At 36.8% G+C, this 25,590-nt stretch carries 25 protein-coding genes; 17 read left to right on the top strand and 8 right to left on the bottom strand.

Features of this window, described 5'->3' with window-relative positions:
- Window positions 1-19: 19 nt before the first annotated feature.
- From ACFIMP_RS03010 to ACFIMP_RS02995, 4 genes are all read right to left on the bottom strand, one after another.
- A complete protein-coding gene (locus ACFIMP_RS03010; RefSeq protein ID WP_375611925.1) occupies window positions 20-232 on the bottom strand; it encodes a DUF3126 family protein in 213 nt (70 codons plus the stop codon).
- A 620-nt stretch (window positions 233-852) separates the two neighbouring features.
- Window positions 853-1,626: an alpha/beta fold hydrolase gene (locus ACFIMP_RS03005; protein ID WP_375613418.1), complete on the bottom strand. Its 774-nt coding sequence runs from the start codon at window positions 1,624-1,626 to the stop codon at window positions 853-855.
- On the bottom strand, window positions 1,623-2,135 hold the full coding sequence (locus tag ACFIMP_RS03000) for a DUF192 domain-containing protein (protein ID WP_375613417.1): 513 nt from the start codon (window positions 2,133-2,135) through the stop codon (window positions 1,623-1,625). The genes ACFIMP_RS03005 and ACFIMP_RS03000 overlap by 4 nt, the downstream gene beginning before the upstream one ends.
- Before the next feature lie 250 nt (window positions 2,136-2,385).
- Entirely contained in the window at window positions 2,386-2,961 is a 576-nt protein-coding gene (locus ACFIMP_RS02995; protein ID WP_273791031.1) for a cold-shock protein, read from the bottom strand.
- A 323-nt stretch (window positions 2,962-3,284) separates the two neighbouring features.
- Between ACFIMP_RS02995 and ACFIMP_RS02990 the strand changes: the two genes are divergently transcribed.
- From ACFIMP_RS02990 to ACFIMP_RS02970, 5 genes are all read left to right on the top strand, one after another.
- Entirely contained in the window at window positions 3,285-4,418 is a 1,134-nt protein-coding gene (locus ACFIMP_RS02990; protein ID WP_273791030.1) for an ABC transporter substrate-binding protein, read from the top strand.
- Between the two features lie 112 nt (window positions 4,419-4,530).
- Entirely contained in the window at window positions 4,531-5,607 is a 1,077-nt protein-coding gene (locus tag ACFIMP_RS02985; protein WP_375611928.1) for a branched-chain amino acid ABC transporter permease, read from the top strand.
- On the top strand, window positions 5,607-6,665 hold the full coding sequence (locus ACFIMP_RS02980; RefSeq protein ID WP_375613416.1) for a branched-chain amino acid ABC transporter permease: 1,059 nt from the start codon (window positions 5,607-5,609) through the stop codon (window positions 6,663-6,665). The genes ACFIMP_RS02985 and ACFIMP_RS02980 overlap by 1 nt, the downstream gene beginning before the upstream one ends.
- A complete protein-coding gene (locus ACFIMP_RS02975) occupies window positions 6,662-7,444 on the top strand; it encodes an ABC transporter ATP-binding protein (protein WP_375613415.1) in 783 nt (260 codons plus the stop codon). Before ACFIMP_RS02980 ends, ACFIMP_RS02975 begins: the two co-directional genes overlap by 4 nt.
- On the top strand, window positions 7,431-8,141 hold the full coding sequence (locus ACFIMP_RS02970; RefSeq protein ID WP_273791026.1) for an ABC transporter ATP-binding protein: 711 nt from the start codon (window positions 7,431-7,433) through the stop codon (window positions 8,139-8,141). The genes ACFIMP_RS02975 and ACFIMP_RS02970 overlap by 14 nt, the downstream gene beginning before the upstream one ends.
- A gap of 96 nt (window positions 8,142-8,237) precedes the next feature.
- Here ACFIMP_RS02970 and gatA read toward each other — a convergent pair whose 3' ends face one another.
- Together gatA and gatC are read right to left on the bottom strand one after the other, a co-directional pair.
- Complete coding sequence (gene gatA / locus ACFIMP_RS02965; protein ID WP_375685970.1) at window positions 8,238-9,722, bottom strand: Asp-tRNA(Asn)/Glu-tRNA(Gln) amidotransferase subunit GatA; 1,485 nt, start codon at window positions 9,720-9,722, stop codon at window positions 8,238-8,240.
- A gap of 31 nt (window positions 9,723-9,753) precedes the next feature.
- Entirely contained in the window at window positions 9,754-10,041 is a 288-nt protein-coding gene (gene gatC / locus ACFIMP_RS02960) for an Asp-tRNA(Asn)/Glu-tRNA(Gln) amidotransferase subunit GatC (RefSeq protein ID WP_375606898.1), read from the bottom strand.
- Window positions 10,042-10,189: 148 nt separating this feature from the next.
- Between gatC and ruvX the strand changes: the two genes are divergently transcribed.
- Entirely contained in the window at window positions 10,190-10,669 is a 480-nt protein-coding gene (gene ruvX, locus ACFIMP_RS02955; protein ID WP_375611932.1) for a Holliday junction resolvase RuvX, read from the top strand.
- On the opposite strand, the gene ACFIMP_RS02950 is transcribed toward ruvX, so the two are convergent.
- Window positions 10,654-12,273 (bottom strand): acyl-CoA dehydrogenase family protein, encoded by a 1,620-nt coding sequence (locus tag ACFIMP_RS02950; protein WP_375685969.1) that lies wholly within the window; start codon window positions 12,271-12,273, stop codon window positions 10,654-10,656. The two genes, ruvX and ACFIMP_RS02950, sit on opposite strands and share 16 nt — an antisense overlap.
- Window positions 12,274-12,398: 125 nt before the next feature.
- Here ACFIMP_RS02950 and ACFIMP_RS02945 point away from each other — a divergent pair, with 125 nt between their 5' ends.
- From ACFIMP_RS02945 to dprA, 4 genes are read left to right on the top strand one after another with little or no spacing between them, the layout of a single operon-like run.
- Window positions 12,399-13,364 carry an aspartate carbamoyltransferase catalytic subunit gene (locus ACFIMP_RS02945; protein ID WP_375638414.1) on the top strand — a complete coding sequence of 322 codons (966 nt, stop codon included), beginning with the start codon at window positions 12,399-12,401 and terminating at the stop codon, window positions 13,362-13,364.
- Window positions 13,361-14,662 (top strand): dihydroorotase, encoded by a 1,302-nt coding sequence (locus ACFIMP_RS02940; RefSeq protein ID WP_375685968.1) that lies wholly within the window; start codon window positions 13,361-13,363, stop codon window positions 14,660-14,662. The genes ACFIMP_RS02945 and ACFIMP_RS02940 overlap by 4 nt, the downstream gene beginning before the upstream one ends.
- 11 nt (window positions 14,663-14,673) lie before the next feature.
- Window positions 14,674-15,306, top strand: coding sequence for a glycerol-3-phosphate 1-O-acyltransferase PlsY (gene plsY, locus ACFIMP_RS02935; protein WP_273791019.1), 633 nt, complete (start codon window positions 14,674-14,676; stop codon window positions 15,304-15,306).
- The gene (dprA, locus tag ACFIMP_RS02930) at window positions 15,263-16,495 is read left to right on the top strand and encodes a DNA-processing protein DprA (RefSeq protein WP_375621280.1); all 1,233 of its coding nucleotides are present in this window, start codon (window positions 15,263-15,265) and stop codon (window positions 16,493-16,495) included. Before plsY ends, dprA begins: the two co-directional genes overlap by 44 nt.
- On the opposite strand, the gene ACFIMP_RS02925 is transcribed toward dprA, so the two are convergent.
- Window positions 16,425-16,631 (bottom strand): hypothetical protein, encoded by a 207-nt coding sequence (locus ACFIMP_RS02925; protein WP_005773510.1) that lies wholly within the window; start codon window positions 16,629-16,631, stop codon window positions 16,425-16,427. The genes dprA and ACFIMP_RS02925 overlap by 71 nt on opposite strands.
- Before the next feature lie 264 nt (window positions 16,632-16,895).
- Between ACFIMP_RS02925 and topA the strand changes: the two genes are divergently transcribed.
- The 7 genes from topA (at window position 16,896) to ACFIMP_RS02890 (ending at window position 25,551) form a co-directional block, all read left to right on the top strand.
- Window positions 16,896-19,469 (top strand): type I DNA topoisomerase, encoded by a 2,574-nt coding sequence (gene topA / locus ACFIMP_RS02920; RefSeq protein ID WP_375611939.1) that lies wholly within the window; start codon window positions 16,896-16,898, stop codon window positions 19,467-19,469.
- Window positions 19,470-19,472: 3 nt separating this feature from the next.
- The gene (gene rnr / locus ACFIMP_RS02915; RefSeq protein ID WP_375650382.1) at window positions 19,473-21,749 is read left to right on the top strand and encodes a ribonuclease R; all 2,277 of its coding nucleotides are present in this window, start codon (window positions 19,473-19,475) and stop codon (window positions 21,747-21,749) included.
- 276 nt (window positions 21,750-22,025) lie between these two features.
- A complete protein-coding gene (locus tag ACFIMP_RS02910; RefSeq protein ID WP_273791015.1) occupies window positions 22,026-23,198 on the top strand; it encodes an MFS transporter in 1,173 nt (390 codons plus the stop codon).
- Between the two features lie 102 nt (window positions 23,199-23,300).
- The gene (gene rpmG, locus ACFIMP_RS02905; protein WP_004864083.1) at window positions 23,301-23,468 is read left to right on the top strand and encodes a 50S ribosomal protein L33; all 168 of its coding nucleotides are present in this window, start codon (window positions 23,301-23,303) and stop codon (window positions 23,466-23,468) included.
- Between the two features lie 349 nt (window positions 23,469-23,817).
- The gene (locus tag ACFIMP_RS02900) at window positions 23,818-24,381 is read left to right on the top strand and encodes a thermonuclease family protein (RefSeq protein ID WP_375628149.1); all 564 of its coding nucleotides are present in this window, start codon (window positions 23,818-23,820) and stop codon (window positions 24,379-24,381) included.
- A gap of 27 nt (window positions 24,382-24,408) precedes the next feature.
- Window positions 24,409-25,038 (top strand): uracil-DNA glycosylase family protein, encoded by a 630-nt coding sequence (locus ACFIMP_RS02895; protein WP_375613408.1) that lies wholly within the window; start codon window positions 24,409-24,411, stop codon window positions 25,036-25,038.
- Between the two features lie 21 nt (window positions 25,039-25,059).
- Window positions 25,060-25,551 (top strand): Lrp/AsnC family transcriptional regulator, encoded by a 492-nt coding sequence (locus tag ACFIMP_RS02890; protein WP_015856433.1) that lies wholly within the window; start codon window positions 25,060-25,062, stop codon window positions 25,549-25,551.
- The last annotated feature ends 39 nt before the right edge of the window (window positions 25,552-25,590 follow it).

The raw sequence follows: 25,590 nt of genomic DNA, 5'->3' as shown, positions 1-25,590 counted from the left end.
TTCAACTATGAATAACGAATCAATTTTCTAAATCAATATCTAATATAGCCATTGAGAAATTATAGGAGAGCTCATCTTCATCTTCATCTCGATAGATAATGCCTAAAAACTCATCTCCCATATAAACCTCACAAGAATCACTCTTTTTAGGCCGTGCTCTGACTTGCAATGCTGAGTTTTGGAATATATTTCTAAAATAATTATCAAGTTTTTTTATTTCATCAGCATTCACTATGCTCTCCTGTTTTTTTGAAACGATTAAAATAATTGCGTGTCGTGCAAATAAGACACTCTTATGATTCTGTAAAGTCAGTAAAAAAGCATAATCTGAATATTTACTTAATATTACATATATTCACAACGTTCTTTATACATTCATAAAGAACGTTTACAAAAGGAGTCTATCATTATTAAATATACCCGTATAGATTAAAAAATGGCAAAAAAAAACTGTATATTTTTAATAATTTTACTTTATCTCCAATTTTAGCATCTGTATTTAAAATGCATATTCGTAAGAATAAATTGATCAATAATTTATAATTTTGTTTATTTTATAAAAAATACAAATAAAAATATTTTTTTATTTAAAACTACATTTTTTAGCAAAAAATATTTATTACATCATTCGAAAATAATTCTTTTTAATAACCTTTAAAGTATAATTATCTAATCTTAGAAGAATTACCTCTCTGGAAAATATACAAAATAAGCTAATAAGAGTTTATTTTTCTTTTCATTTTTTATAAAAACTTACGTCATAACAGAAAGATTTTTTAATAAGCTTTTTTCAATTTATACGAAATAAAAATATTGGGTATTTCTGTAAATTCTAAAAGCTATGAAGAGTTCTTATTTTATAGGATAACGAGAAAGAAAATCGATAACGCCTTTTTTATAAACTTTATCGCCTACAGCAAGCATATGATCTCGATCAGGAATTGATAAAGCTTCACCACAAGGCAACAAGGCTGCCAATGGCTCTGCATCACCGCCAATTTCATCTAATGAACCAACGGCAACAAGTGCTGGTTGTTTGATTTTGTAAACTTCAGACGCCGTTAACTCCTGTTTTGATGTAATGATACAAGCAGCAAGAGCACGCCTATCGCTTTTCGTTTGATCTGCAAATTTACGGAACATTAAACCGCGCGTATTGGTAATAGTGGAAATATCTTCTGCTAAAAGGGCCTCAGCAACGGGCTCCCAATTTCCTGCTCCCGTCACCATACCAATACCTAAACCACCAAAAATAACACTGTGTACATATGTTGGATGCAAAAGAGCCATGAAAGCACTAATACGAGCCCCCATAGAATATCCCATAACATGGGCTTTAGATAACTCTAAATGCTGCAGTAACTTTACTGCGTCGCCAGCCATAGCTTGAGGTGTATAAAAGATAGGATCATAACTTTTAACTGAATCTCCGTGACCGCGATTATCAAGAGCAATAACACGATATCCTGCTTCCGTGAGAATACGAAACCAACCTGTTGCATACCAATTCACCCGTGCAGAAGATCCAAAACCATGGATCAACAAAACAGGAGCGCCTTGTCCTTCTTCTCGATAAGCAAATCGCAAACCATTATATTCAAAAAAACGAATATCTTCAGCGGTCATTTTTTATTGCACTTTCCACAAAGTACAGGATGAATAACACGTTGTCCTTTTTGTATCTGTTTTTCAGAAACTTCACCAGCATTAATTTCAAGTGCAAAAGCTGCAGGAACTTCTGATGAAATGGTATTTGTTGAAAATGGAGAAGTATTTTCAATAATCGATACAATAATTCCCTCAGAGTTTAAGAAAATCATATCTAAAGGTAAAGGCGTATTTGCCATCCACATAAAAATTTTCTGCTCATCTCCCGATGGATAACTTTTTAGCTGCTTAAAGAGCATTGCACGATCGCGTGGAAAATCAGTTCGATACATTAAACCAGCTGCCGCTTGAGATGGCGTAAAAGCAATCTCTACCTTATAAAAAACCGGACCTTGCTTTGTATGTATTTCTAAAGGAATCGGATGCACAGGAATCTCTATGGGCTCCTTTGCTACAACAACACGCATATCTAACATAAAAAGCATCACCAATAAAACAATATACCCCTTTTTAAAAGGCTTTAACATTCTTGTCTCCACCACAGAAAAATTTTAAATTTTGTTTCTAAAATAAAAAGTACCAGAGTTTAAAAGTCAAAAAAAAGAGGATTGCTTCCTTGTTATTTTCTAGTTTTTTTCAACGTAATATGCGAAATTTTCTTCATTTGGTTTATGGATTAACGAGAGCCATATTTTCTTTAAAAATCTACCTCTATAGCAATTTACGGAATAACCATCTTTAAAAATATAGAAAACACACTGATTTCACTCGTGAAATTCAATGCGTAGCTAAAGGAATGCCTATGTCCGGATAAATCTCTGCTGTCATTAAACCTTTTTCTCCTTTACCAAAACGTACAAGAACAACTTGGCCGGAACGAAGCTCTGCTAAACCAAAACGGCGCAATGTTTCCATATGAATAAAAATATCTTCTGTTCCTTGCCCTCGGCTAAGAAAACCGTATCCTTTGTCACGATTAAACCATTTAACAATTGCTCGTTCTAGTCCACTTTCTGGAGTAACAACAACATGGGTACGGGCAGGAACTTCTGATGGATGAATTGCTGAAGAACAATCTATGGATTTCACCTGAACGCACTTTAACCCTCGTTCAGTTTTTTCCACAGCACAAATGACTTTAGCTCCCTCTAAAGCTGTTTGAAAACCATCCCTTCGCATTACCGTAACATGCAATAATATATCTGGAAAATGAGGTAAATCAGGTACAATAAATCCATACCCCTTACTACCATCAAACCACTTAATGACACCACTGATTTCGATAATCTCCCCACAAGCACCTATACTATCCTCAGATGGGGAACAATCCTTTAATGCATCCTTACTCGTCATAATAACGTGATCCTGTAGCTTGTAAATTGTACGATATTGATTCTCTAGGTTTAAGTAAACATTGCTCTTGTATCAACACGCAAGCCCCAAGATAAGATTTCCCCACATTGTCGTATCTTCTATGTTAATGTCAGAGAATATCAACATGAATATTTATAAAACTATTTGATTGTACACTTTACATACCTTACAAGGAGTGCCCTACAAAAGAGGTCATATAAAAGTTTTTTTACATAATGATATTTTGATTAATGTGTAACTTGCATGATGAAGAAGTTCAATATAAGGTGAAAAAACGACAATTCAATTAAGGAAAATGCGCAATGCAATTGAAGAAAATCCTTACGATAATCGCAGCATTTATGGCATTTACAGCAAATGTTTATGCGAGTGAACCTATTAAGATTGGTGTTTATCTTCCATTAAGTGGTCAAAATGCATTTGGAGGTCAGCTTGAAATTAGAGGTATAGAATTAGCCCATAAAAAAGTTCCAGAAATTTTAGGACGTAAAGTAGAACTTGTTATTATTGATAATAAGTCTGATAAAGTAGAAGCGGCTAATGCTGTTATGCGTTTAACAGCAAGTGAAAAAGTGAGTGGAATCATTGGTAGCTATGGTTCTTCGCTCTCGTTAGCAGGTGGTGAAATATCTGAAAAGGCAAAGACTCCAACCATTGCAACGTCCTCAACAAGTCCCCTTGTTACACAGGGTAAAAAATATTACTTTCGTGCTTGCTTTATTGATTCCTATCAAGGAGTAGGAATCGCAACTTATGTAAGCCAAACTTTACACGCAAAAAAGGCTGCTATCCTTAAAGATATTTCAAGCGATTATGCTATTGGTCTTGCAAGTTATTTTACGCGTGCTTTCAAAAAATTAGGTGGTGAAGTTATCTCAAATTTAAATTATAATTCTGGAGATCAGGACTTTTCAGCTGTTCTCACGCAAATTATCGCCCAGAAACCTGATATCTTATTCATTCCATCTTACTTTTCTGAAGGTGCTATCATCATGAAACAAGCACGAGAATTAGGGGCTAAGTTTCAAATTATGGGTGGAGATGCTATGGATAATCCAGAAACCATTACGATTGCAGGAAAAGCTGCAGAAGGTTTCTTACATACGACACTTCCCTATAGTGAGGATATGCCAAATATGTCAGTAGCTGCGCAAGAATTCACAAAAGAATGGAAAAAAGCTTACCCAGACAAAGAGCCAAATATCAATTCTGTTTTGGGATACACGAGTTATATGATGTTCATGAAGGCTATTGAAAATGCTGGTAGCACTGATCGTGAAAAAATTACTATCGCACTTAGCCAATTAAAAGATTTTCCTACCCCCTTTGGGGATATGTCAATGGATGAAAATCATAACCCTAAAATTCCTATTGGTATCATTAAAATACAGGATGGAAAACGTGTTTATTTAGAAGAAGTTAAACCTGCTTTTTAATTAAAAAGTTTTACTTACTAAAATGCAAGAATTGGTTGAGGATTTTTTTCTCAACCAAATTTAGAAATTTCTTATTGTCCTATGTAAATTAACAAATGTGGAAGGATGAGAGATGAGCACTGAAATGTTCATCCAGTACTTTTTTAATGCACTGGCATTGGGATCTCTTTATGGGCTTATTGCTATTGGCTACACCATGGTCTACGGTATACTGAGACTCATTAATTTTGCTCACGGTGATATCTTTATGCTGGGAGCATATTTTGTTTTCTTTTCCACAATTGGCTTTATGCCTGCTTGGGCAGCTTTTCTTCTTTTGTTCCTTGCTGCTCTTGTTTATTATTCGGTCTTTATAGGCTTTAAAAGGCGTCCTCCAATTTATTGGATTGCTGCTTTTTTAATTCTTGCGCTAGGATTTGTTTATTATTTTAAAATTTCCCCGCAAGACTTTACACCGATTTGGGTTTTAGCTCTTTGTTTTTCCATTTTTATTACAAGTGCTGTGGGTGTTGCTGTTGATCAATTTGCTTATAAACCTCTACGCCATGCTCCGCGTATTTCGGCACTTATCGGTGCAATTGGTGTTTCTTTTTTTATTGAAAATCTTGCTACTGTACTCTTTAGTGGTGTTCCGAAAGGTGTACAACAGCCAGACTTTCTTGTAACACCATTTTTATGGCATCTAGGATCAGGAGCAGATGGTATCATCAGAATTGCTCCCATGTCTCTGATCGTTCCCTTTGTGTCATTAATTCTTATTTTATTACTATTATGGATTATCCATAAAACAAAACCGGGTCTTGCTATGCGCGCAATCTCCCATGATATTGAAACAACACGTTTGATGGGTGTGTCTGTCAATAAAGTTATTGCGTTTACATTTGGAATAGGCTCAGCTCTTGCCGCCATAGCAGGCATTATGTGGTCTTTACGTTATCCTCAAATTCAGCCTTATATGGGTGTTCTTCCTGGTCTCAAAGCATTTATTGCTGCTGTTATCGGAGGTATTGGTTCGATACCAGGAGCAATGTTGGGAGGATTGTTATTAGGGTTTATTGAAATTATGATTATCGCATTTTTCCCCGCGCTATCTGGATATCGAGATGCCTTCGCTTTCATTTTATTGATTCTGATTCTATTGATATTGCCCACAGGATTAATGGGTAAAAGAAATCAGGAGAAAATCTAATGGCAAAGTCAGCGACAACTGTTTTATCGTGTATAAGTGTTTTAGTTCTCATAGGTTTTTTATTTTATGCTGATAGCCATTTTAATGACTATACGCTTCGTATCATCAATCTGATTGCTATTAATGCGATATTGGCAATTTCGCTTAATTTGATTTACGGTTTCACAGGTATGTTTTCTCTTGGACATGCTGGATTTATGGCTATTGGTGCTTATGTTTGCGCAATTTTACTTCTTTCCCCTGAACAAAAAGAAATGATGTGGATTCTTGAGCCTATTGCTGAACCATTATATCATTTGCAGTTACCTTTTTTTATCGCTGTTGTCGTAAGTGGTTTGTGTGCTGCTGTTGTAGGTTTATTAATTGCTTTACCAATATTGCGTCTTGGTGGCGATTATCTTGGAATTGCAACATTAGGTTTTGCGGAAATTATTCGCATTGTCATTACGAACGCAACATCGCTCACAAATGGCTCTTTGGGAATCAAAGGAATACCTCAAAATGCAACATTATGGTGGAACTATGGTTGGCTAGCATTTACAGTTCTCTTTATTGTCCTCTTACTGCAGAGTAATACTGGTAACGTATTACGTGCTATTCGTGATGATGAAATAGCTGCGAAAACTATGGGAATTAATGCTTTTTTCTACCGTAGTTTTTCCTTTACTGTTGGAGCATTTTTTGCAGGTATAGGTGGCGCATTAATGGCGGCTCTTATTTCAACCATTGATCCAAAAATGTTTAATTTTCTTCTGACTTTTAATATTTTAATGATTGTTGTTGCTGGTGGTCTCGGTTCAATTACAGGGAGCATTATTGGCAGCATTATTATTACAGTCATGCTTGAATGGCTTCGTATTATTGAAAGTCCATTTGACTTAGGTTTTATACATATTCCAGAAACCCCAGGGCTTCGTATGGTTGTTTTTTCTCTTTTATTGCTGGTAATTATCTTGTTTTGGAGAAAAGGGTTAATGGGACAACGAGAATTTTCATGGAATGGAATTTATAGCTTTTTGACACGCAAAAAGCTTTCTAATACTGAGGGAAAGCTATGAACGACAATATCCTTTCACTCAATAATATTGTAATGCGTTTTGGCGGATTAGTTGCTGTAAATAATGTTAATATGGCAATTAAACGAAGAAGTATTACTGGATTAATTGGTCCCAATGGTGCTGGAAAAACAACAGTTTTCAATATGATTTCTGGATTTTATGCTCCTACAAGCGGCATCATTCTTTTTGATGAGAAAAAAATTTCTGGAGCGTCTCCTTATATTATCTGTAGAAGCCATATTGCCAGAACATTTCAAAATATTCGTCTTTTCTCAGGGTTAACGGTTTTGCAGAATGTTATGGTAGGAGCGCATGTTCGACAAAAATATCCTTGGTTTTCTTCAGCTCTCTTTTTTTCAAAAGCAATAAAAGAAAAGAAGGAAGTTTATAAAAATTCCTTGGAGCTCCTTGAACAGCTACAACTTGATCATCTTGCCAATCAATCGGCAACAGCTTTACCTTATGGTGTGCAACGACGTCTAGAAATTGCACGTGCGTTAGCCACAAAGCCCAAATTGCTTCTTCTTGATGAACCTGTTGCTGGCATGAATCCACAAGAAAGTGAAGATCTTAGAAAATTCATAGCAAAAGTGCAAAAAGACTTTGATCTTACAATTCTTCTTATTGAGCACGATATGAAAGTGGTTATGGGGCTTTGCCAACATATTTTGGTTATGGAATATGGCTGTTGCATTGCCAGTGGTACACCAGATGAAATTCGTAATAACCCTAAAGTTATTGAAGCTTATCTTGGCGGAGATGTTTATGGATATTCTTAAAATAAAAAATCTTTACGTTCATTATGGCGCCATTAAAGCTGTCCAAAATCTTTCTATGTCCATAAAGCGGGGCAGTATTGTCACTTTAATTGGAGCCAATGGTGCAGGAAAAAGCAGTATTGTACGTTCTATTACAGGGCTTAATCGCTCTGTTTATGGAGAAATTACCTATAATGGCAAATCTATTATTAAAAAATCACCAGAAGAGATTTTGCGATTAGGGATTGCTCTAAGTCCTGAAGGACGACGTATCATGCCCCATCTCACTGTTTTAGAGAATCTTCATCTAGGTGCTTATATTCGTCACGATAAGCAGGGAATTTCCCGTGATATTGAATGGATATTTGACCTTTTTCCGCGCCTACGTGAAAGAGCAAAACAGTTGGGAGGAACAATGTCAGGTGGTGAACAACAGATGGTTGCTGTGGGCCGTGCACTCATGAGCAATCCTGATATGGTCATATTAGATGAACCCTCGTTGGGGTTAGCACCACTTCTCGTTCGAGAAATTTTTTCTATTATTCGAAAAATTAATGATATGGGAAAAACTGTTCTTCTTATTGAACAAAATGCATTTGCTGCACTTTCCATAGCTGACTATGCTTATATTTTAGAGGTAGGACATATTTTATTTCACGGTGAAGGAAAAACTATGCTCTCTGATTCGCGTGTTAAAGAAGCCTATCTTGGTGGATAAAGACTACGAATTAAGGAAATAGAGCTCATTCCCTCCACCTTTAAAAAAAGCATTTCTCATTAAGGATGAGAAATGCTCCTTTGTGAATTTTGACTATTACATCCACCATTTTTCTGCACTGAATATTCCTGCTTCTTGTTCAATAATATGCGCTATCTGAAAAATGACTTCTTCAGAAAAAGGTTTACCAATCAATTGCAATCCTAGAGGTAAACCATTTGATGACAGACCAGCAGGAACAGAAATTCCTGGTAAACCAGCCATATTGACTGGTACCGTAAAAATATCATTAAGATACATTGCTACAGCATCAGTTTTTATTTTTTCATCAGCAATACCAAAAGCAGGTGTTGGTGTTGCTGGTGTCAAAATAGCATCAATGCCTGAAGCAAAACATTGATCAAAATCACGTTTTACGAGTGTTCTTACTTTTTGAGCTCTTAGATAACAGGCATCATAATAACCAGATGAAAGGACATAAGTTCCCACCAAAATACGCCGCTTGACTTCATCACCAAAACCAACAGAACGCGTATTTTCATACATCTCAATGATGTCTTTCCCAGGCATGCGCAAACCAAAACGCACACCATCATAACGCGCTAAATTAGAAGAGGCTTCTGCAGGAGCTATAATGTAATAAGAAGGTAGAGCATATTTTGTATGGGGCAAAGAAATATCTTTAATCTCAGCACCTGCTTCTTTTAACCAATTTATTCCTTTTTGCCAAAGCTCAATAATTTCTGGAGACATTCCATCCACATGATATTCTTTTGGAATACCGATTTTCATTCCTTTGATTGATTGACCAAGATAACTTTCATAATCAGGAACTGGTAAATTGACGGAAGTAGAATCTTTTTCATCAAAAGAGGCCATTGATCTGAGTAAGATAGCACAATCACGAACATCTCTAGCAACAGGTCCAGCTTGATCAAGAGATGAAGCAAACGCGACAACGCCCCATCGCGAACAACGTCCATAAGTTGGCTTTATTCCCACAGTTCCAGTAAAAGCTGCTGGTTGACGTATTGAGCCACCTGTATCGGTTGCAGTTGCACCAGCACAAATTTGTGCAGCAACAGCGGCTGCGGATCCTCCCGAAGAACCACCGGGTACGAGTTTTTCATTTGAGCCTTTTTTTCTCCATGGACTAATAACGGGACCATAATATGATGTTTCGTTGGATGAGCCCATAGCAAACTCATCCATATTAAGTTTTCCTAACATCACAGCACCATCTTGCCATAAATTAGCCGTGACAGTTGATTCATAGTGCGGTTTAAAACCATCAAGGATATTTGAACAGGCTTGAGTATGAACACCATAGGTTGCAAAAAGATCTTTAATCCCCAAGGGAATTCCTTCCAAAAGCCCTCCCTGCCCTTTCGCTAAGCGACTGTCTGATTCAGCAGCCATTTTCATTGCCTGTTCTGCTGTTATTGTTACATAAGCATTCAAAGTTGGATTCGCCAACTCTATTGCTTGTAAATAAGCTTCCGTTAATTCTGTTGCTTTGAGATTTTTCTTTGTTAGAGCATCACGAGCTTGCGCAATTGTGAGAGTTGTTAAATCAGTCATATTGGTTCTCAAATTTCAAAAATATAAAAAGTTACTCAACAATTTTTGAGACAAGAAAAAAATTTTCTTCTGTAACAGGGGCATTGGCTACAATATCTGCTGCTTTATCGCCATCTGTAACACTATCTTCACGCATTCGTAGAGTCATCGGCATCACAGATGTTAATGGCTCAACCCCACTGACATCAACTTCATTCAATTGCTCTACAAAACCTAAAATAGCATTGAATTTTTTTGTCACAGGTTCTATCTCATCATCGTGGAGGGCAATCCTTGCTAAATGTGCTATCCGCTTGACTGTCTCTTGATCAACAGACATACTCTTTACGCCTTTCTGCTTTTTTGTTTATTTATTTGATCTTTATTCTGGCTATACAAGGGTGCACTTGTAAGTGCAAGAATATTAGATAACATGAATAAAGAATATAACTATAGATCTGAAACATTAAAAAACGTATTATACCTTTATGACTGTTATTAATATAGATGAAGTTATAAAACATCTTTTGCCTAGACAAACAATAGCAGGCTTAGATTTAGGGACAAAAACTATCGGAATTGCGATTTCTGATATGGGGCTGACTGTCTCAAATCCGCGTCCTGTACTACAGCGAAAAAAATTTACAGAAGATGCTTACACACTTATTAAAATTTTTGACCGTGAAAATGTAGGCGTTATTATCATTGGCTTACCTCTTAACATGAATGGAAGCAGTGGCTCTCGTGTTCAAGCAACCAGAGCTTTTGTGAGCAATATGAAAGCTTATACAAAAATTCCATTTGTTTTTTGGGACGAACGTTTATCAACAATTGCTGCGGAACGGTCTCTTTTAGAAATGAATGTATCGCGCGCTAAAAGAGCAAGCCGTATTGATTCGGCAGCCGCCGCTTTTATATTGCAAGGTGCTCTCAATAGAATTCAAAACTTTCATCATATGGAAGGATAGAGGACATTGAGCAAATGCCCTGCATTATATCGTGCAATGAGCATCCCGTAAGAAGATCTCCATTGTCCCCCAAGGCGGCTTTCCATATAGGCATTCGCAACATGTTCTATGTCTGTAGAACGTAATGCTGCTGCTGCTGCTGCATAAGCTACTTGTTCAACAAAAAATCTTCCTGCACCTTCATTTGCTGATGCCATATCACCTGCTGACTTAATAATTTCAATTGCTCGGGGTCCCGCTGGTCCAATATCAAGAGCAATTTTTTCCAACAATTTCTGAAACAATCCCGGTGCTTTTTCAGCAATAAGAATGGCATCCTTTACCAATTGATTAGCAGAACTATTTCTCACAATTCGCGCAGGCCCATTATGCAACATTTGTGATAATGGATTATTCTCTATAAAACTTTCAATACCAAGTTGTGCAATAATTTCACCAATAATAGGCACAACCAATTGACTTACATGATAAGCAATAATAGGTGTCATAATGCGGGCAAAAGCTGCTTCAGAACGGTCATTTGCTGCATTGTCAAATGCTCTTGCTAAACGCAAAACCAATGCTTGTGAGGCAGCTATATCTAATGCAATATCTGCAAAAATACGTTCTGTCAGTGGAGGTAAAGGCTGATTGGGCATTTTTTTCCGGAAAAAATCCATACCAAATTGAAGAGCAGCTCGTAAAACACCTGCCGACATGACAGATTGATCGAAACGCATCATCGTCTCGATATCTTTAATAACTTTAAGCCCTTCTCCAGCATTTCCCAAAAGCCAGCCATAACTGCCTTGGAAGTCGACAACCCCCTCTGGTGTTAACAGTTCTCCAGAACGCTGAATTAAATGACGAATCGATATAGATCCATTTAATGCACCATTTTCTTGTATGCGTGGAATAAAAAAACAACTTAAATGACCATCTAAATCTGCACTAACAAGATATCCGTCAGCGGTAGGATTAATAACGTTGGTTTTTACAACATTTAAACGATATAGATCACGTTCCATACTTTCATCGAAAGAAATTTTCTTAACACTTGGAAAATTGAAAGCGTATTTTTCAATATCGTCAAATGCACAAGTTAGAGAAGCTGCCTTTTTATGATGAATAGGCTTTGATGAGGAATCATATTGGCGTGATAAAAGTACATTTTGCCATCTTTTGAAGAGCTCAATATCACTAATTAAAACAGCAATAGCTGCACTCGTTATGATAACTTCATTCAAATGTCCTGTTTCTAAACCAGCAGATAAAGCTAAACGAATCGCACGCGCTTGATAGCGTACTCCATTTTCTGAGCTCGCATTTTCCCAAAGTGAGGTAACCAAACCTGCTTGTCTAGAATATTGTTGAAGAGCTTGATAGGAAGAATGGATCTCTAATTTTTCCGTTGGTTGCCCCCATTCATCATTATAGCATAATAAAGGCTTATAATGATTCGCTAAGCAAGAAAGTTTCCATGCTTCTCGACTCGCGGCAAAATCCCCTATTTCTTCAAAACTTGCTAACAAAAACTTAGGCAAAGTAGAAGCAATACGAAACATAAGCGTATCGCTAAGAAATGTATTTTTTCGACGAGTATTTTGCGCAGATACAGCACTCATAGGTATATTCCTACATTCAAATCATTCATATCATAGACTATTTGTCTTTTTAGAGTTAAGAAACATTTATCATATTCAAACAAATGCTTGTTTAACCTGTTTAGAGAGAGATAAAGAAGAATGCTATGATGCAAGATAATTTTTTCCCACTTTTCCCTCATCAACATCTTTTAGCTATTAAAGATCTGAGTGTACAAGATCTTAATACATTGCTTGATCGTGCAGAAGCAAATATTATCCTTTCTAACAAAATTGATAAAATAAAATCTACTTTGCATGGACGGACTCAAATTAATCTCTTTTTTGAAGCCTCTACGCGAACACAATCTTCTTTTGAATTAGCGGGTAAAAGGCTAGGTGCACACGTGATGAGTCTTGCGATCGGCAACTCATCTGTAAAAAAGGGAGAAACATTACTTGATACTGCTACAACTCTCAATGCGATGAAGCCAGATATACTGGTTTTTCGCCATAACAGTGCAGGAGCGGCAGCTTTATTAGCGCAAAAAGTTGATTGTTGTGTTATTAATGCAGGTGATGGTGCTCATGAACATCCAACCCAAGCTTTATTAGATGCTCTAACCATTAAAAGGGCAAAAGGTCGTATTGAAGGATTAACTGTTGCGATTTGCGGAGATATCTTACACTCACGTGTTGCCCGTTCCAATATCCTGTGTCTCAATGCTTTGGGTGCTCGTGTTCGTGCTGTTGCTCCCTCAACACTCTTACCCGCAGAAATCGCTCATATGAGTGTTGAGGTTTTTAACACGATGAAAGAAGGTCTTAAAAATGCTGACGTTATCATGATGTTGCGCTTACAGCATGAACGGATGACAGGCTCTTTTATTCCTTCTACGCGTGAATATTTCCATTATTTTGGCTTACATAAAGAAAATTTAGCCTATGCCAAAAATGATTCTATTATTCTGCACCCTGGTCCAATAAACCGTGGTGTAGAGATTGCATCCGATATAGCAGATGGACCACAAAGTATGATTCATACGCAAGTAGAAATGGGAATTGCAGTGCGTATGGCTGTCATGGAGGCTCTATTAGATTCACGCGCAAAGATCAGTGGAGAAAAAAAATGATAAAACCAGTTGTTTTTCAAAATGCTCGTATTATTGATCCTTCGCGCGCAATCGATGAAATTGGTACAGTTATTGTTGAAAATGGACGAATTATAGCCGCTGGAAAAGAAGCTCTGAATCAGGGATTCCCTGAAGAAGCAGAAGTTATTAACGCACAAAACAAAGCAATTCTCCCTGGACTTGTTGATGCGCGCGTTTTTGTTGAAGAATTAGGGAATGAACATTGTGAAACAATTACATCAGCAAGTTACGCGGCCGCAGCAGGTGGTATTACTTCCTTTCTTATGATGCCAAACACGCATCCAGTTATTGATAATGTAGCACTCGTTAAATTTATTACGCATACAGCACAGGAAATCTCATTGGTCAATATTTATCCCGTTGCTTCAATCACACAAGGTTTCAACGGACAAGAAATAACCGAATTTGGTTTGCTCAAAGATGCTGGAGCCGTTGCCTTTAGTGAAGGAAAAAAAACACTTCAAAATTCATCTGTTATGCGGCGTGCAATGACTTATGCACGCGATTTTGATGTTCCATTGATGCATGAAACGCAAGATAAAGATCTTACAGGGCAAGGTGTGATGAATGAAGGACTGCTTGCCAGTTGGCTTGGTCTTTCTGGCATTCCTCGCGAAGCAGAAGTTATCCCACTTGAAAGAGATCTACGTTTAGCAGCATTAACGCAAACACGCTATCATGCCGCTCAAATATCGACAGCACTCTCTGCTGATGCACTTCGTTTAGGTAAAAAACGCAGTGAGAAAATTTCAGCGGGTGTATCTATTAATCATTTATCTTTCAATGAAAATGACATTGGACAATATCGCACTTCTTTTCGCTTAATGCCCCCATTGCGTACAGAAGAAGACCGTGTAGCAATGATTGAAGCAATAAAGGATGGGATTATAGATGTTATTGTCTCTTCTCATGATCCTCAGAGTATCGACACAAAACATTTACCATTTAATGACGCGGCAATTGGCGCTATTGGTATGGAGACCTTATTGAGCGCAGCCTTACGTCTTTATCATAATGAGAGCCTATCTCTTCTACGGATAACGGAACTTTTGTCAACGGCGCCTGCAAAGCTCTTTGGACTCAATGCAGGAACACTCAAAAAAGGGGCTCATGCAGACCTTATTGTGGTTGATCTTGAAGAACCATGGGTTGTTTCGAAAGAGAAGCTCTATTCACGTTCAAAAAATACCCCTTTTGATAATGCACGTTTTCAAGGACGTGTGCTCCAGACCTTTGTGAAAGGGAAATCCGTTTTTAAACTTGATCAACAAACTTAATGAGATTCTTAATGAATGAAGCAGAAATATTTTTTCAGTCCACTCCATGGTTTATTTTCCTCATATCTTATCTCATTGGCTCGATTCCATTTGGTCTTCTTTTTACGAGATTGTTCAAAATTGGTGATATAAGAACAATCGGTTCCGGCAATATTGGAGCAACAAATGTTTTACGAACAGGAAATAAAAAGCTTGCTGCTCTAACACTTCTTTGTGATATGTTAAAAGGAACTATCGTTGTTTTGATTATAAAGTTTTTTAGTAATCCGCTAGACAATAGTATACTTGTTTCTCTAGCGGGTTTTTTTACTTTCTTAGGACATCTTTTCCCCGTATGGCTTAAATTTAAAGGTGGCAAAGGTGTTGCTACCTATCTAGGGGTCTGTTTAGGAATCTATTGGCCCGCAGCAATTATTTTTATTATTGTATGGAGTGCGATTTTTCTTCTCATGCGTTATTCTTCATTATCTGCGCTTATTGCTGTTACGATCACACCGATATTTGTTTTTTATTTTTCCGCTTCTTATTTCTATTGTATGCTGATTGTGATGAGCGTATTTGTGTTTATAAAACATTCTGCAAATATCAGTAGATTATTAATTGGGGAAGAAAGTAAGATTGGTACGCAACACGGAGATAAATAAAGGAATCCTGCTTACTGATCGTCAACGTCTAAGCTGGTTACGGTTATTGCGCAGTGAAAATATTGGAGCTGTTAGTTTTCGCAATCTCATTGATCATTATAAAACAGCAGAAAATGCTCTGGCAGCGCTGCCAGAGCTTAGTAGAAAAGGTGGTGGTTCTGTATCTATAAAAATAGCAAGCTTAGAAGATGCAGAAAAAGAAATGCAAGAAGCTGAAAGATTAGGTGTCCGGTTTATTGGTATGGGCGAACCAGATTATCCAGCTTTTCTTAAGGTTACAGAAGCCCCCCCGCCGCTTATTGCTATCAAAGGTAATGTTTCAATTTTTCAAAAAACTTCTATTGGAATTATAGGTTCTCGAAATGCTTCAGCTGCGGGAAAAAAGCTTACAGCTCAATTTGCGCGTTTTCTCGGAGAAGCAGACTTTGTAACAATTTCTGGGCTCGCTCGTGGAATTGATAGCGTTGCGCATCAAGCAAGTTTAAAAACAGGAACTGTTGCAGTCATGGCGGGAGGAATTGATCATATCTATCCTCCTGAAAATAAAAAGTTGCATGAAGATATTATTGCCAACGGTGGAGCCATCATCAGCGAAATGCCCATTTCTTGGAAGCCGCGTGCTATCGATTTTCCAAGAAGAAACCGTATTATTGCAGCTCTATCACTTGGTCTCTTGGTTGTAGAGGCAGCCCTGCGCTCAGGGTCCTTAATTACCGCACGTCAAGCAGCTGAAATGGGACGGCTAATTTTTGCCATTCCCGGTTCTCCACTTGATCCAAGATCTGTTGGTACAAACAATCTTATCAAAGACGGTGCTCTACTCACCACACATCCTTCTGACATTATAGAAACACTTACGCCATTAATTTCACCGCTTCCAAATTCGCAACTCAATTTTTTTGAGGAACCATCCTCCTTACAACTTGAAAAGGAGAATTTTAATTTAGCAGATGAAAAAAACAGCGATCTCTCTTTAGCAGATGATGATGCAGCACGTGCAGCAGTTCTCTCCGCTCTTTCAACAACGCCAATCGACTTAGACACACTCAGTATCCACTCAGGTATTTCACTCCCAACTCTCTACCTCTTGTTGGTAGAACTCGAGCTTGCTGGAAAGCTTATTCGACACTCTGGTGGTTGTGTGTCATTGTCGAATCTTGATCTTCCCCAAGAGCCTCAGCACTATTAATAATGCTTTGCCCTTCTTTGGCAACCATATCCAAAAGCAATGCTAAAAGCGGACTGTGCGCCTGACGCGCCATCTGATTCATTTGCTTTGACATGTCTGTAATATATTGGATAACTTTTAAATGATTTATAAACATAATCCTCTATCCTTGAGCATTTCCCCTCCTACCTCTCAATAGACGTTATCTTAGTATTTCGCCGTATGTTTTTGTAATAACAGTGGAAAATAAATCGTGTAATTCTATATAGGGTGTACTCTAATAATGACAATCATAAGTTGTACAATATTCATGTTTTTTATATGGCTAATATTTTTTTATGTGCTCTTAAGCAATTGGCATTAGCTATTCGCGTAAAAGGCGTTTATAAAAAAATTTTTATTTCAATATTTGGGTAAAATTATGAATATCGTTATCGTTGAATCTCCAGCAAAAGCAAAAACAATTAATAAATATCTTGGGTCTCAATACAAAGTTGTCGCATCATTTGGACATGTTCGTGATTTGCCTGCAAAAGATGGTTCTGTTTTACCGGATCAAGATTTTTCTATGAAATGGGATATAGATTCTGCTGCCGCTAAACGTTTAAATGAAATAGCAAAAGCCGTTAAAGAAGCTGATAGCCTTATATTAGCAACAGACCCTGATCGTGAAGGGGAAGCTATTTCATGGCATATTCTGGATGTTCTTCGTCAAAAAAAAGTTTTAAAAGATAAACCTATTAAAAGAGTTGTCTTCAATGCCATCACCAAAAAGTCTGTGCTTGATGCTATGAATAATCCACGTGATATTGATACATCCCTTGTCGATGCTTATCTTGCACGTCGTGCTCTCGATTATCTCGTTGGTTTTACACTTTCACCTGTTTTATGGCGTAAACTCCCTGGTGCGCGTTCAGCAGGACGCGTTCAATCGGTTGCTTTGCGTATTATTTGTGATCGTGAATCAGAAATAGAACATTTTATCAAAGAAGATTATTGGTCCATTACAACACAGTTAAAAACCATCCGAAATGATAGTTTCCAAGCAAGATTGACAATGTTTAATCAAAGAAAAATAGGCAAGCTTGATATTCAATCTCAAGAACAAGCAGACCAAATTCGCTTTATGCTGGAGAAAGCGCAATATCATACACTCAGTGTTGAAGCAAAACCTACAAAGAGAAATCCTTTTCCTCCATTTACGACCTCTACACTACAACAAGCAGCTTCTTCAAAACTAGGTTTTTCAGCTTCTCGCACTATGCAAATTGCCCAAAAGCTTTATGAAGGCATTGAAATTAATGGTGAAACGGCAGGGCTTATTACTTATATGCGTACCGATGGTGTGCAGATAGCACCTGAGGCTATTGATTCAGCAAGAAAAGTTATTCATGAAACTTTCGGAAAAGACTATATTCCTGAAAAGCCACGTTTTTATTCAACAAAGGCAAAAAATGCACAGGAAGCACATGAAGCGATCCGCCCAACAGATTTTCAACGCAATCCTAGTCAAGTCCGTAATTTTCTCGATAGCGATCAAGCAAAGCTCTATGATCTGATATGGAAGCGTGCCATTGCCAGCCAAATGCGCTCTGCTGACATTGAACGTACAACCGTTGAAATTGAAGCACAGCAAGGAGAAGAGCGTGCAAATCTACGGGCAACAGGATCTGTTGTTCGTTTTGATGGCTTTATTTCCGTCTACACGGATCAACGAGACGAAGAAAATAATGAAGAAAATGAAACAACACGTTTACCACAAATAAACACTGGTGAAGCACTTACAAAAGAAAAAGTTGAATCTGTACAACATACCACAGAGCCCCCTTCTCGTTATTCTGAAGCTTCATTAATTAAAAAGCTTGAGGAGTTAGGAATTGGTCGTCCTTCAACTTATGCATCCACATTAGCGACATTGTGTGACCGTGGATATATTGTCATTGATAAACGAAAGCTTATTCCCGATGCCAAGGGACGTATTGTTACAGCCTTTCTTGAAAATTTTTTTAATCGCTATGTAGAATATGGTTTCACAGCAGATCTTGAAGAAAAGCTGGATCTTATCTCTGATGGCAAACTTTCTTGGAAAGACGTATTGCGAGATTTTTGGGATGGATTTAATGCATCTATTAGCAATATCCAAGAACTCCGTATAACCAATGTTCTTGATGCTTTAAATGTAACATTAGCACCTCTCGCCTTTCCTGAACGCGAAGATGGAAGTGATGTGCGTTCCTGTCCTCTTTGTAAAAATGGTCAATTATCATTAAAACTTGGGCGTTATGGTGCTTTTGTTGGCTGTTCCAATTATCCCGAATGTAAATACACACACCAACTTGGTACAGATACTGGAGAAGAGAATGAAGCTGTACGCAATGATGAACCTGTTATACTTGGTATTGACCCTGAAACAGGAAAAGAGATCTCTCTTCGTAATGGCCGGTTTGGTCCCTATATTCAACTTGGTGAAAGCAAAGAAGTTAAGCGTGCAGGATTACCAAAAGAATGGCAGGCAGAAAATGTAACCCTTGATAAAGCCTTGGCTTTACTATCCCTTCCCCGTGAAATTGGCATTCATCCTGAAACCGGAAAAACAATCACGGCTACGATTGGACGATATGGTCCCTATCTTAGCCATAATGGAAAATCTGCGCGCCTTCTTCATGCAGATGAAGTTTTTGATATTGGTATCAATCGCGCTGTTACAGTATTAGCAGAACAACAAGAAAACAAAACCAGGCAAAGCAGAACAACACCTGAAGCATTGGCAACATTAGGAGAGCATCCCGAAGGAGGAACCATTACCGTGCGCAACGGGCGTTATGGTCCTTATGTCAATTGGGGTAAAATTAATGCAACATTGCCAAAAGATAAAGATCCCATTAGTGTAACACTTCCAGAGGCACTAGAACTTATATCGGCTAAAGCATCGAGTAAAAAAACAACTTCAAAAAGAGCTTCTTCTAAAACAAAAGCAAAAATAAAAGAGACATAAATTTTGGCTAAAGGTGAAAAAAACATAAAATATCTCTCTTCATTCAAGGGGAAAACTTTTCCCAATAAGGAAGCAATCCTTTCCTTTATAATTGAGAATCCTAACCACTCAAGTAAACGAGAAATCGCTAAAGCTTTTAACTTAAAAGGCGATTCTCGTATCTGGCTTAGAGATATGTTACGTGAGTTAAAGGATCAAAATCTCATATCTAAACACCACAAAAGAGCAATAAACAAAGGAAAATTACCCCCTGTTTCTTTAGTAAAAATTAGCGGACGTGATAAAGATGGAAGTTTTATTGCACAACCTCTTGAATGGGAAGATTCTCCAAAGCCCAATATTGAAATACACTCTTTTCATCACATAACAGGAAGTAATATTGGTGTTGGAGATCATATTCTTGTAAAAGTTTTTCGAAATAAAAATTCTGAAAGCTCAAGCCATCCTTATACGGGACGAATTATTCGTAAAATTGATGTATCTCCCAAAAGCGCATTTGCTATTGTACGAAAATTGGAAAATAATCAATGGCGCCTTGATCCTATAGACCGCAAAACCAATGAACTCATTGTTGAAATGTCTCCAGAAATGAAGATTCAAATTGGTGATCTCGTTGAAGTCGAAATAAAAAAAAATACTGGTTACGGATTAAAGAGCGCAAAAATAAAGAATGTTTTAGGGCACATTAAGAGTGAGAAAACACTCTCAATGATAGCGCTTCTTTCGAAAGGAATTCCTTATATTTTTCCTGAAAGTGTTCTTGAGCAAGCCAAACATATCAAAGCTGCCAATATGGATAATCGTGAAGATTGGCGACAATTACCCTTTATTACAATTGATCCACCAGATGCAAAAGACCATGATGATGCAGTTTATGCAACCAAGGATAAGGATCCAGCAAATAATGATGGTTGGATTATTATTGTAGCCATTGCAGATGTTTCTTATTATATCAAAACAGGAAGTGCTTTAGATAAAGAAGCATTGAAACGTGGAAATTCTGTTTATTTTCCCGATACCGTTGTGCCAATGTTACCTGAACGCCTTTCTCATGATTTATGTTCTCTGCGTGAAGGAAAAGAAAGACCAGCTTTAGCCGTTCGTATGATTTTTGATGCAAACGGTAATAAACGAAAACATAGTTTTCATCGTACTATGATTCGTGTAAGAGCCAAACTTTCTTATCAAGAAGTACAATTGGCAATTGAAGGTAATATAAATGAAAAAATAACCCCTCTTTTTGAGAGCATTTTGCACCCCTTATGGGAAGCCTATGCATGCCTTAAAGCTGCGCGAAATCGTCGCCAACCACTAGAATTAGAAATTGCAGAAAAAAAGATTATTCTTGATCAAAATGGATGCATAAAAGATGTTGTGAGTGAACCACAACTAGAAGCGCATCGTTTAATTGAAGAGTTTATGATACAAGCTAATATTGCAGCTTCTGAAACATTAAAACAACATCACCAGCCGCTCATTTATCGTATTCATGAAAAACCTTCTCTTGCTAAGCAAGAAATACTTCGGAGCTTTCTTCAAAGTTTGGGGATACCACTCTCCCGCGGAAGCGAACTTACCTCAGCGCGCCTTAATAGAATTTTAGAAAAGGTCGCTCATACTCAACAACAAGAACTAGTCAATCAAGTTATTTTGCGTTCACAATCACAAGCAGAGTACAACCCTAAAAATAGTGGCCATTTTGGTTTAAATTTGCAGAACTATACACATTTTACATCACCAATCCGTCGTTATGCTGATCTCATTATTCATCGAGCACTCATTAAAGCTCTCAAATTAGGAAATGATCAATTAACAGATACACAAGAACAAAATCTTGCAGAAATTGCTACGCAAGTTTCTTTATACGAACGCCGTGCAATGATGGCTGAAAGAGAAACGATTGATCGGCTTGTTGCTCACTATTTAACGAATAAAATCGGTCGTATTTTTACAGGCCGCATTTCCGGAGTTACAAAAGCAGGTCTTTTTATCTCACTTGATAAACTCAATACAGATGGTTTTGTCCATATTTCTACACTTAAAAATGATTATTATCATTTTGATGAAGCACAACATGTTCTTGTAGGACAGCGTAGCCATAAAGGCTATCAGCTCAGTGATGTTGTAGAAGTAAAACTTATAACGGTACAACCTTTTGCTGGCGCTTTATGCTTTGAACTGTTAACAAAACCTCGTCCAATAAAATTTTCACCGACATCCTACCATAAAAACAAATTAAAAAAACAAAAGTATACTTTTTATGGGAAAAGAAAAAATTAATCTTCTTGCCCTCCATTAAATATAATATGAATAATAAATTCAATTTAAGAAATGGCTTATATTATATAATATTTATATTATTTTATATGTACAATCTTCTTTCTTTAGTATACAAGAGGGTAAATTTTATTGTTAAGTCTATAATAACCATATAAAAATCTTGCAGTTTTTTATACTTAGGAAATGAGAGAAACTGCAAAGGATAGTTTTGGCTCCCTTTCATTTCAGCTCATCTTTTCATTGTTTAAATAAACAAGAGTACCTTAAGCCATTCTCATGAAAAAAAAACCTTTTGACTCTCAAAATAATTCTTTGCGTGCAATTATTGCAGCTATTGCAACCATTGGCACTGTTGGAACAGCATTGGCAATGGGAACACAACTTGTCTCTCTTCTTATGGCAGAGAAAGGACTTTCCAACAGTACAATCGGCTATAGTGGAACAGTTGGTGGAATCGCCACAATTATTGCAGCTATTTTTACGTCTCGAATTGCCTTATGCTTAGGAATCGCTCAAACAATATTGCTTATGATGGCGATAGGATCTTTAAGTTTTTTAGGATTCTATTTTTTTGATCCCATATGGATTTGGTTTATTTTAAAGTTTATATTACATTTCAGCATGACAGTTATGTTTATCCTATCAGAGTTTTGGATCAACAGTTATGCTCCCCCAAAAAAACGCGGTTTGATCCTTTCTATTTATGCTATTGTCTTAGGATTAGGGTTTATAATAGGTCTAACGCTGCTAGCAAAAGTGGGAACACAAGGATTTATTCCTTTTGCTGTTGGATATAGCCTTATTATACTTGCTACTATACCAATTCTTACCGCTTGGAAATTAAGTCCAGAATTTCAAAAAAATCAATATATGCCATTTTTTCGTTATCTTTTTCACGTTCCAAGTGCAATGATGGCGGTCCTTGTTTACGGGGCCATTCAAATGGGCGTATTAACTCTTATAATACCCTTTAGTTTATCCATTGGTTATAATGAGAATGAAGCAGCACATTTTATGGCAACCCTTGCACTTGGGAATATTTTCCTCTTAATTCCTATCAGCATTATAAGCGACTACGCCAAAGATCGACGCTACCCGCTGATGAGTTGCGCTATTCTAGGTTTTATAGGAACTTTTATAGTACCATGGATTCTTCAATATCCATGGATTCTGATGCTTGATTTGTTTTTTCTGGGTGGTGTATCAGCGAGCCTTTATACAATTAGTCTTGCACATTTAGGAGCCCGTCTCAAGGGGCAAGAACTTGCTGCTGCTAATTCTGCTTTTATTTTTTGTTATGGAATTGGTATGCTCATCGGACCGACCTTTATCGGAAAATCCATGGATATCTTTAAACCCTTTGGTTTTTCAATAGCCATGGCTGTTTTTTTCGGTTTATATGTCATTTTGGTGTTTGTCCAACTTATGAGAAAATTAATCAGCTCTTGACTTTTTTGAGAACATCCGTAGTGTTGCCGGAAAATCTGATGATGTCGGAAATAAGTTTTGACAGCAATAATATTTTTTCAGTATAAATAGGGTATTTACATTATGGCTAAAGCAGCAACCATTAAGATCAAGCTTTTATCAACTGCAGATACTGGTTTTTTCTATGTAACAAAGAAAAACAGCCGTACAATGACAGATAAAATGAGCAAGCGTAAATATGATCCAGTTGTAAAAAAGCACGTTGAATTTAAGGAAACAAAAATTAAATAAATAAAATTATTATTAAATTGATAGATTTTATACTCCAAAAGAAATGTGGGAGTATTGCTCTTCAAAGTTATTTTTTGAGGGATGTTTTTTTATTTCCTTAAGTTTAAAAAGTTTACTTTAAACTTTGTATGTTTTGTACGGATTTGGATAAGTTGATTTATTATTTAAGTTGCTTACATATATTCTGTATGAGTATTTGATTATTGTGATATCTAATGAAAATTTTGTCATTAAAACGAAACACTGTTTCGTCATATGAATAAAGTTTCTCGGGTCAATTATAAACAATACTAAAATTATAAACAATACTAAAATAGAGTTATAATAATGTTAGCAGTTTCTTTATTTCATGAAAAAATCTTTTTCTCATTTTAATCTAAGAAGCTTTAATCTAAAAGTTATCGGTTTCAGTATTTTTGTCGCTGCTAGCATTCTTATCATTATGTCAACTTATTTTAAGAAAACTCAGCGGTTGCCTCAAAAAGAAAAATTTTCTTCTCAAAACTCTGTTGAAGGAAATGCATTAATCATTGATGGCGATACCATTATGATTTCTTCAATTAAGATTCGACTAGCTGGAATTGATGCTCCTGAACTCCACCAATTTTGTGGAAAAAAGGAAGCGCGCTACCCTTGTGGGCTTGAGGCAAAAAAATATTTAGAACAACTATTAAAAAATCAAACTGTTACATGTCACTGGAAAAAAACAGATAAATATCGCCGTATTCTTGCAACATGTAAAACAAAACAAGTTAGCAATATCAACGCAACACTTGTACATAATGGTTGGGCTGTAAATTATTATGAATACCCCAAAGAAGAGCAAGAAGCTAGAAAGAAAAAGAAAGGAATATGGGCATCAAGTTTTCAACGACCAAAAGAATGGCGCAAAGCAAATCCTCGCACAGAATAAAAAAATATTTTTTAATTTTATTTACTAATGAAACAATGTAGCCCAATTATCAAACTTGAAAAAGAGATCTATTCCTGTCGTGTTTGCGTCCAACAACCCCATTATTTTCCTCCTCTTCCTCATGAACCAAACCCTGTCGTTTATTTATCCGATACTGCTTCGATTGCAATTGCAGGCCAAGCACCAGGGTTGCGTGTCCATGAAACGTCTATCCCTTTTAATGATCGCTCTGGTGAAAAATTGCGTAATTGGCTGGGTGTCACGAAAGAAGAATTTTATAATAAATCTCTCTTTGCTATTGTTCCTATGGGATTTTGTTTTCCAGGTTATGACAAAAATAAAGCTGATTTACCACCAAGACGTGAATGTCGAGAAATATGGCATGAAAAGATATTTCAGGCAATGCCTCAAATAAAGCTTGTTCTTGCTATTGGCAGTTATGCGCAAAAGTGGCACATTACAGAATTAAAACATAAAACCGTTTCTGCAACTGTTGGTGATTGGAGAAATATTCTTTCCATTCCTCAACCTCGAGGCTATAATGTTATGCCTTTGCCTCATCCGTCATGGCGAAATACTTCTTGGTTACAGAAAAACCCATGGTTTAACGATGAGCTTATTGTATATCTGCGTTGTTTAGTGCGTAAATTTTTATAAATTAAAATATTGAGAAAAAATATGGATCGTCTTGACCGAAAAATTTTACATCTTTTGCAAGAAAATGCGACACTTTCTGTTGCTGATATTGCTAAAAAAGTGGGACTTTCGACCACTCCTTGCTGGCGTAGAATTCAAAAACTTGAAGAAGATGGCGTCATTCAGCGTCGTGTTGCTGTTCTTTCTCCAGAAAAAGTAAACGCACACGTCACTGTTTTTGTGTCTATTCGCACAAATACACATAGTCATGAATGGTTTAAGCGTTTTTCAAAAATTGTGCAAGAATTCCGTGAAGTCATTGAATTTTATCGAATGAGTGGAGATATTGACTATTTATTGCGTGTTGTTGTGCCCAACATTGAAGCTTATGATCTTTTTTATAAAAAATTAATTTCTAAAATTGATATCCGTGATGTCTCATCTTCTTTCGCAATGGAACAGATTAAATATACAACGGAACTTCCACTTAATTATATTAAATTACACGACAAGACGCATGAACAAAACTCTTAAGATTTTTATATCCGTCTCATGATCTTTTAGGCATTCAAA

It is taken from the genome of Bartonella sp. AP65SXKL (assembly GCF_042195725.1).
In the GTDB taxonomy this organism is placed as follows: Bacteria; Pseudomonadota; Alphaproteobacteria; order Rhizobiales; family Rhizobiaceae; genus Bartonella.
Note: the sequence above shows the minus strand (reverse complement) of the source record. Positions and strands in the feature narration are given on the sequence as shown.

Excerpts from the sequence above, each read along its gene's own strand:
- ACFIMP_RS02900 (WP_375628149.1), top strand. The coding sequence starts at position 23,818 with ATGAAAAAATCTTTTTCTCATTTTAATCTAAGAAGCTTTAATCTAAAA.
- rpmG (WP_004864083.1), top strand. The coding sequence starts at position 23,301 with ATGGCTAAAGCAGCAACCATTAAGATCAAGCTTTTATCAACTGCAGAT.
- gatA (WP_375685970.1), bottom strand. The coding sequence starts at position 9,722 with ATGACTGATTTAACAACTCTCACAATTGCGCAAGCTCGTGATGCTCTA.
- ACFIMP_RS02990 (WP_273791030.1), top strand. The coding sequence starts at position 3,285 with ATGCAATTGAAGAAAATCCTTACGATAATCGCAGCATTTATGGCATTT.
- ACFIMP_RS02945 (WP_375638414.1), top strand. The coding sequence starts at position 12,399 with ATGATGCAAGATAATTTTTTCCCACTTTTCCCTCATCAACATCTTTTA.
- ACFIMP_RS02975 (WP_375613415.1), top strand. The coding sequence starts at position 6,662 with ATGAACGACAATATCCTTTCACTCAATAATATTGTAATGCGTTTTGGC.
- ACFIMP_RS02925 (WP_005773510.1), bottom strand. The coding sequence starts at position 16,631 with ATGTTTATAAATCATTTAAAAGTTATCCAATATATTACAGACATGTCA.
- ACFIMP_RS02970 (WP_273791026.1), top strand. The coding sequence starts at position 7,431 with ATGGATATTCTTAAAATAAAAAATCTTTACGTTCATTATGGCGCCATT.
- ACFIMP_RS02910 (WP_273791015.1), top strand. The coding sequence starts at position 22,026 with ATGAAAAAAAAACCTTTTGACTCTCAAAATAATTCTTTGCGTGCAATT.
- ACFIMP_RS02995 (WP_273791031.1), bottom strand. The coding sequence starts at position 2,961 with ATGACGAGTAAGGATGCATTAAAGGATTGTTCCCCATCTGAGGATAGT.
- ruvX (WP_375611932.1), top strand. The coding sequence starts at position 10,190 with ATGACTGTTATTAATATAGATGAAGTTATAAAACATCTTTTGCCTAGA.
- ACFIMP_RS02940 (WP_375685968.1), top strand. The coding sequence starts at position 13,361 with ATGATAAAACCAGTTGTTTTTCAAAATGCTCGTATTATTGATCCTTCG.
- ACFIMP_RS03005 (WP_375613418.1), bottom strand. The coding sequence starts at position 1,626 with ATGACCGCTGAAGATATTCGTTTTTTTGAATATAATGGTTTGCGATTT.
- gatC (WP_375606898.1), bottom strand. The coding sequence starts at position 10,041 with ATGTCTGTTGATCAAGAGACAGTCAAGCGGATAGCACATTTAGCAAGG.
- topA (WP_375611939.1), top strand. The coding sequence starts at position 16,896 with ATGAATATCGTTATCGTTGAATCTCCAGCAAAAGCAAAAACAATTAAT.
- ACFIMP_RS02895 (WP_375613408.1), top strand. The coding sequence starts at position 24,409 with ATGAAACAATGTAGCCCAATTATCAAACTTGAAAAAGAGATCTATTCC.
- plsY (WP_273791019.1), top strand. The coding sequence starts at position 14,674 with ATGAATGAAGCAGAAATATTTTTTCAGTCCACTCCATGGTTTATTTTC.
- ACFIMP_RS03000 (WP_375613417.1), bottom strand. The coding sequence starts at position 2,135 with ATGTTAAAGCCTTTTAAAAAGGGGTATATTGTTTTATTGGTGATGCTT.
- ACFIMP_RS02890 (WP_015856433.1), top strand. The coding sequence starts at position 25,060 with ATGGATCGTCTTGACCGAAAAATTTTACATCTTTTGCAAGAAAATGCG.
- ACFIMP_RS02980 (WP_375613416.1), top strand. The coding sequence starts at position 5,607 with ATGGCAAAGTCAGCGACAACTGTTTTATCGTGTATAAGTGTTTTAGTT.
- ACFIMP_RS02950 (WP_375685969.1), bottom strand. The coding sequence starts at position 12,273 with ATGAGTGCTGTATCTGCGCAAAATACTCGTCGAAAAAATACATTTCTT.
- ACFIMP_RS02985 (WP_375611928.1), top strand. The coding sequence starts at position 4,531 with ATGAGCACTGAAATGTTCATCCAGTACTTTTTTAATGCACTGGCATTG.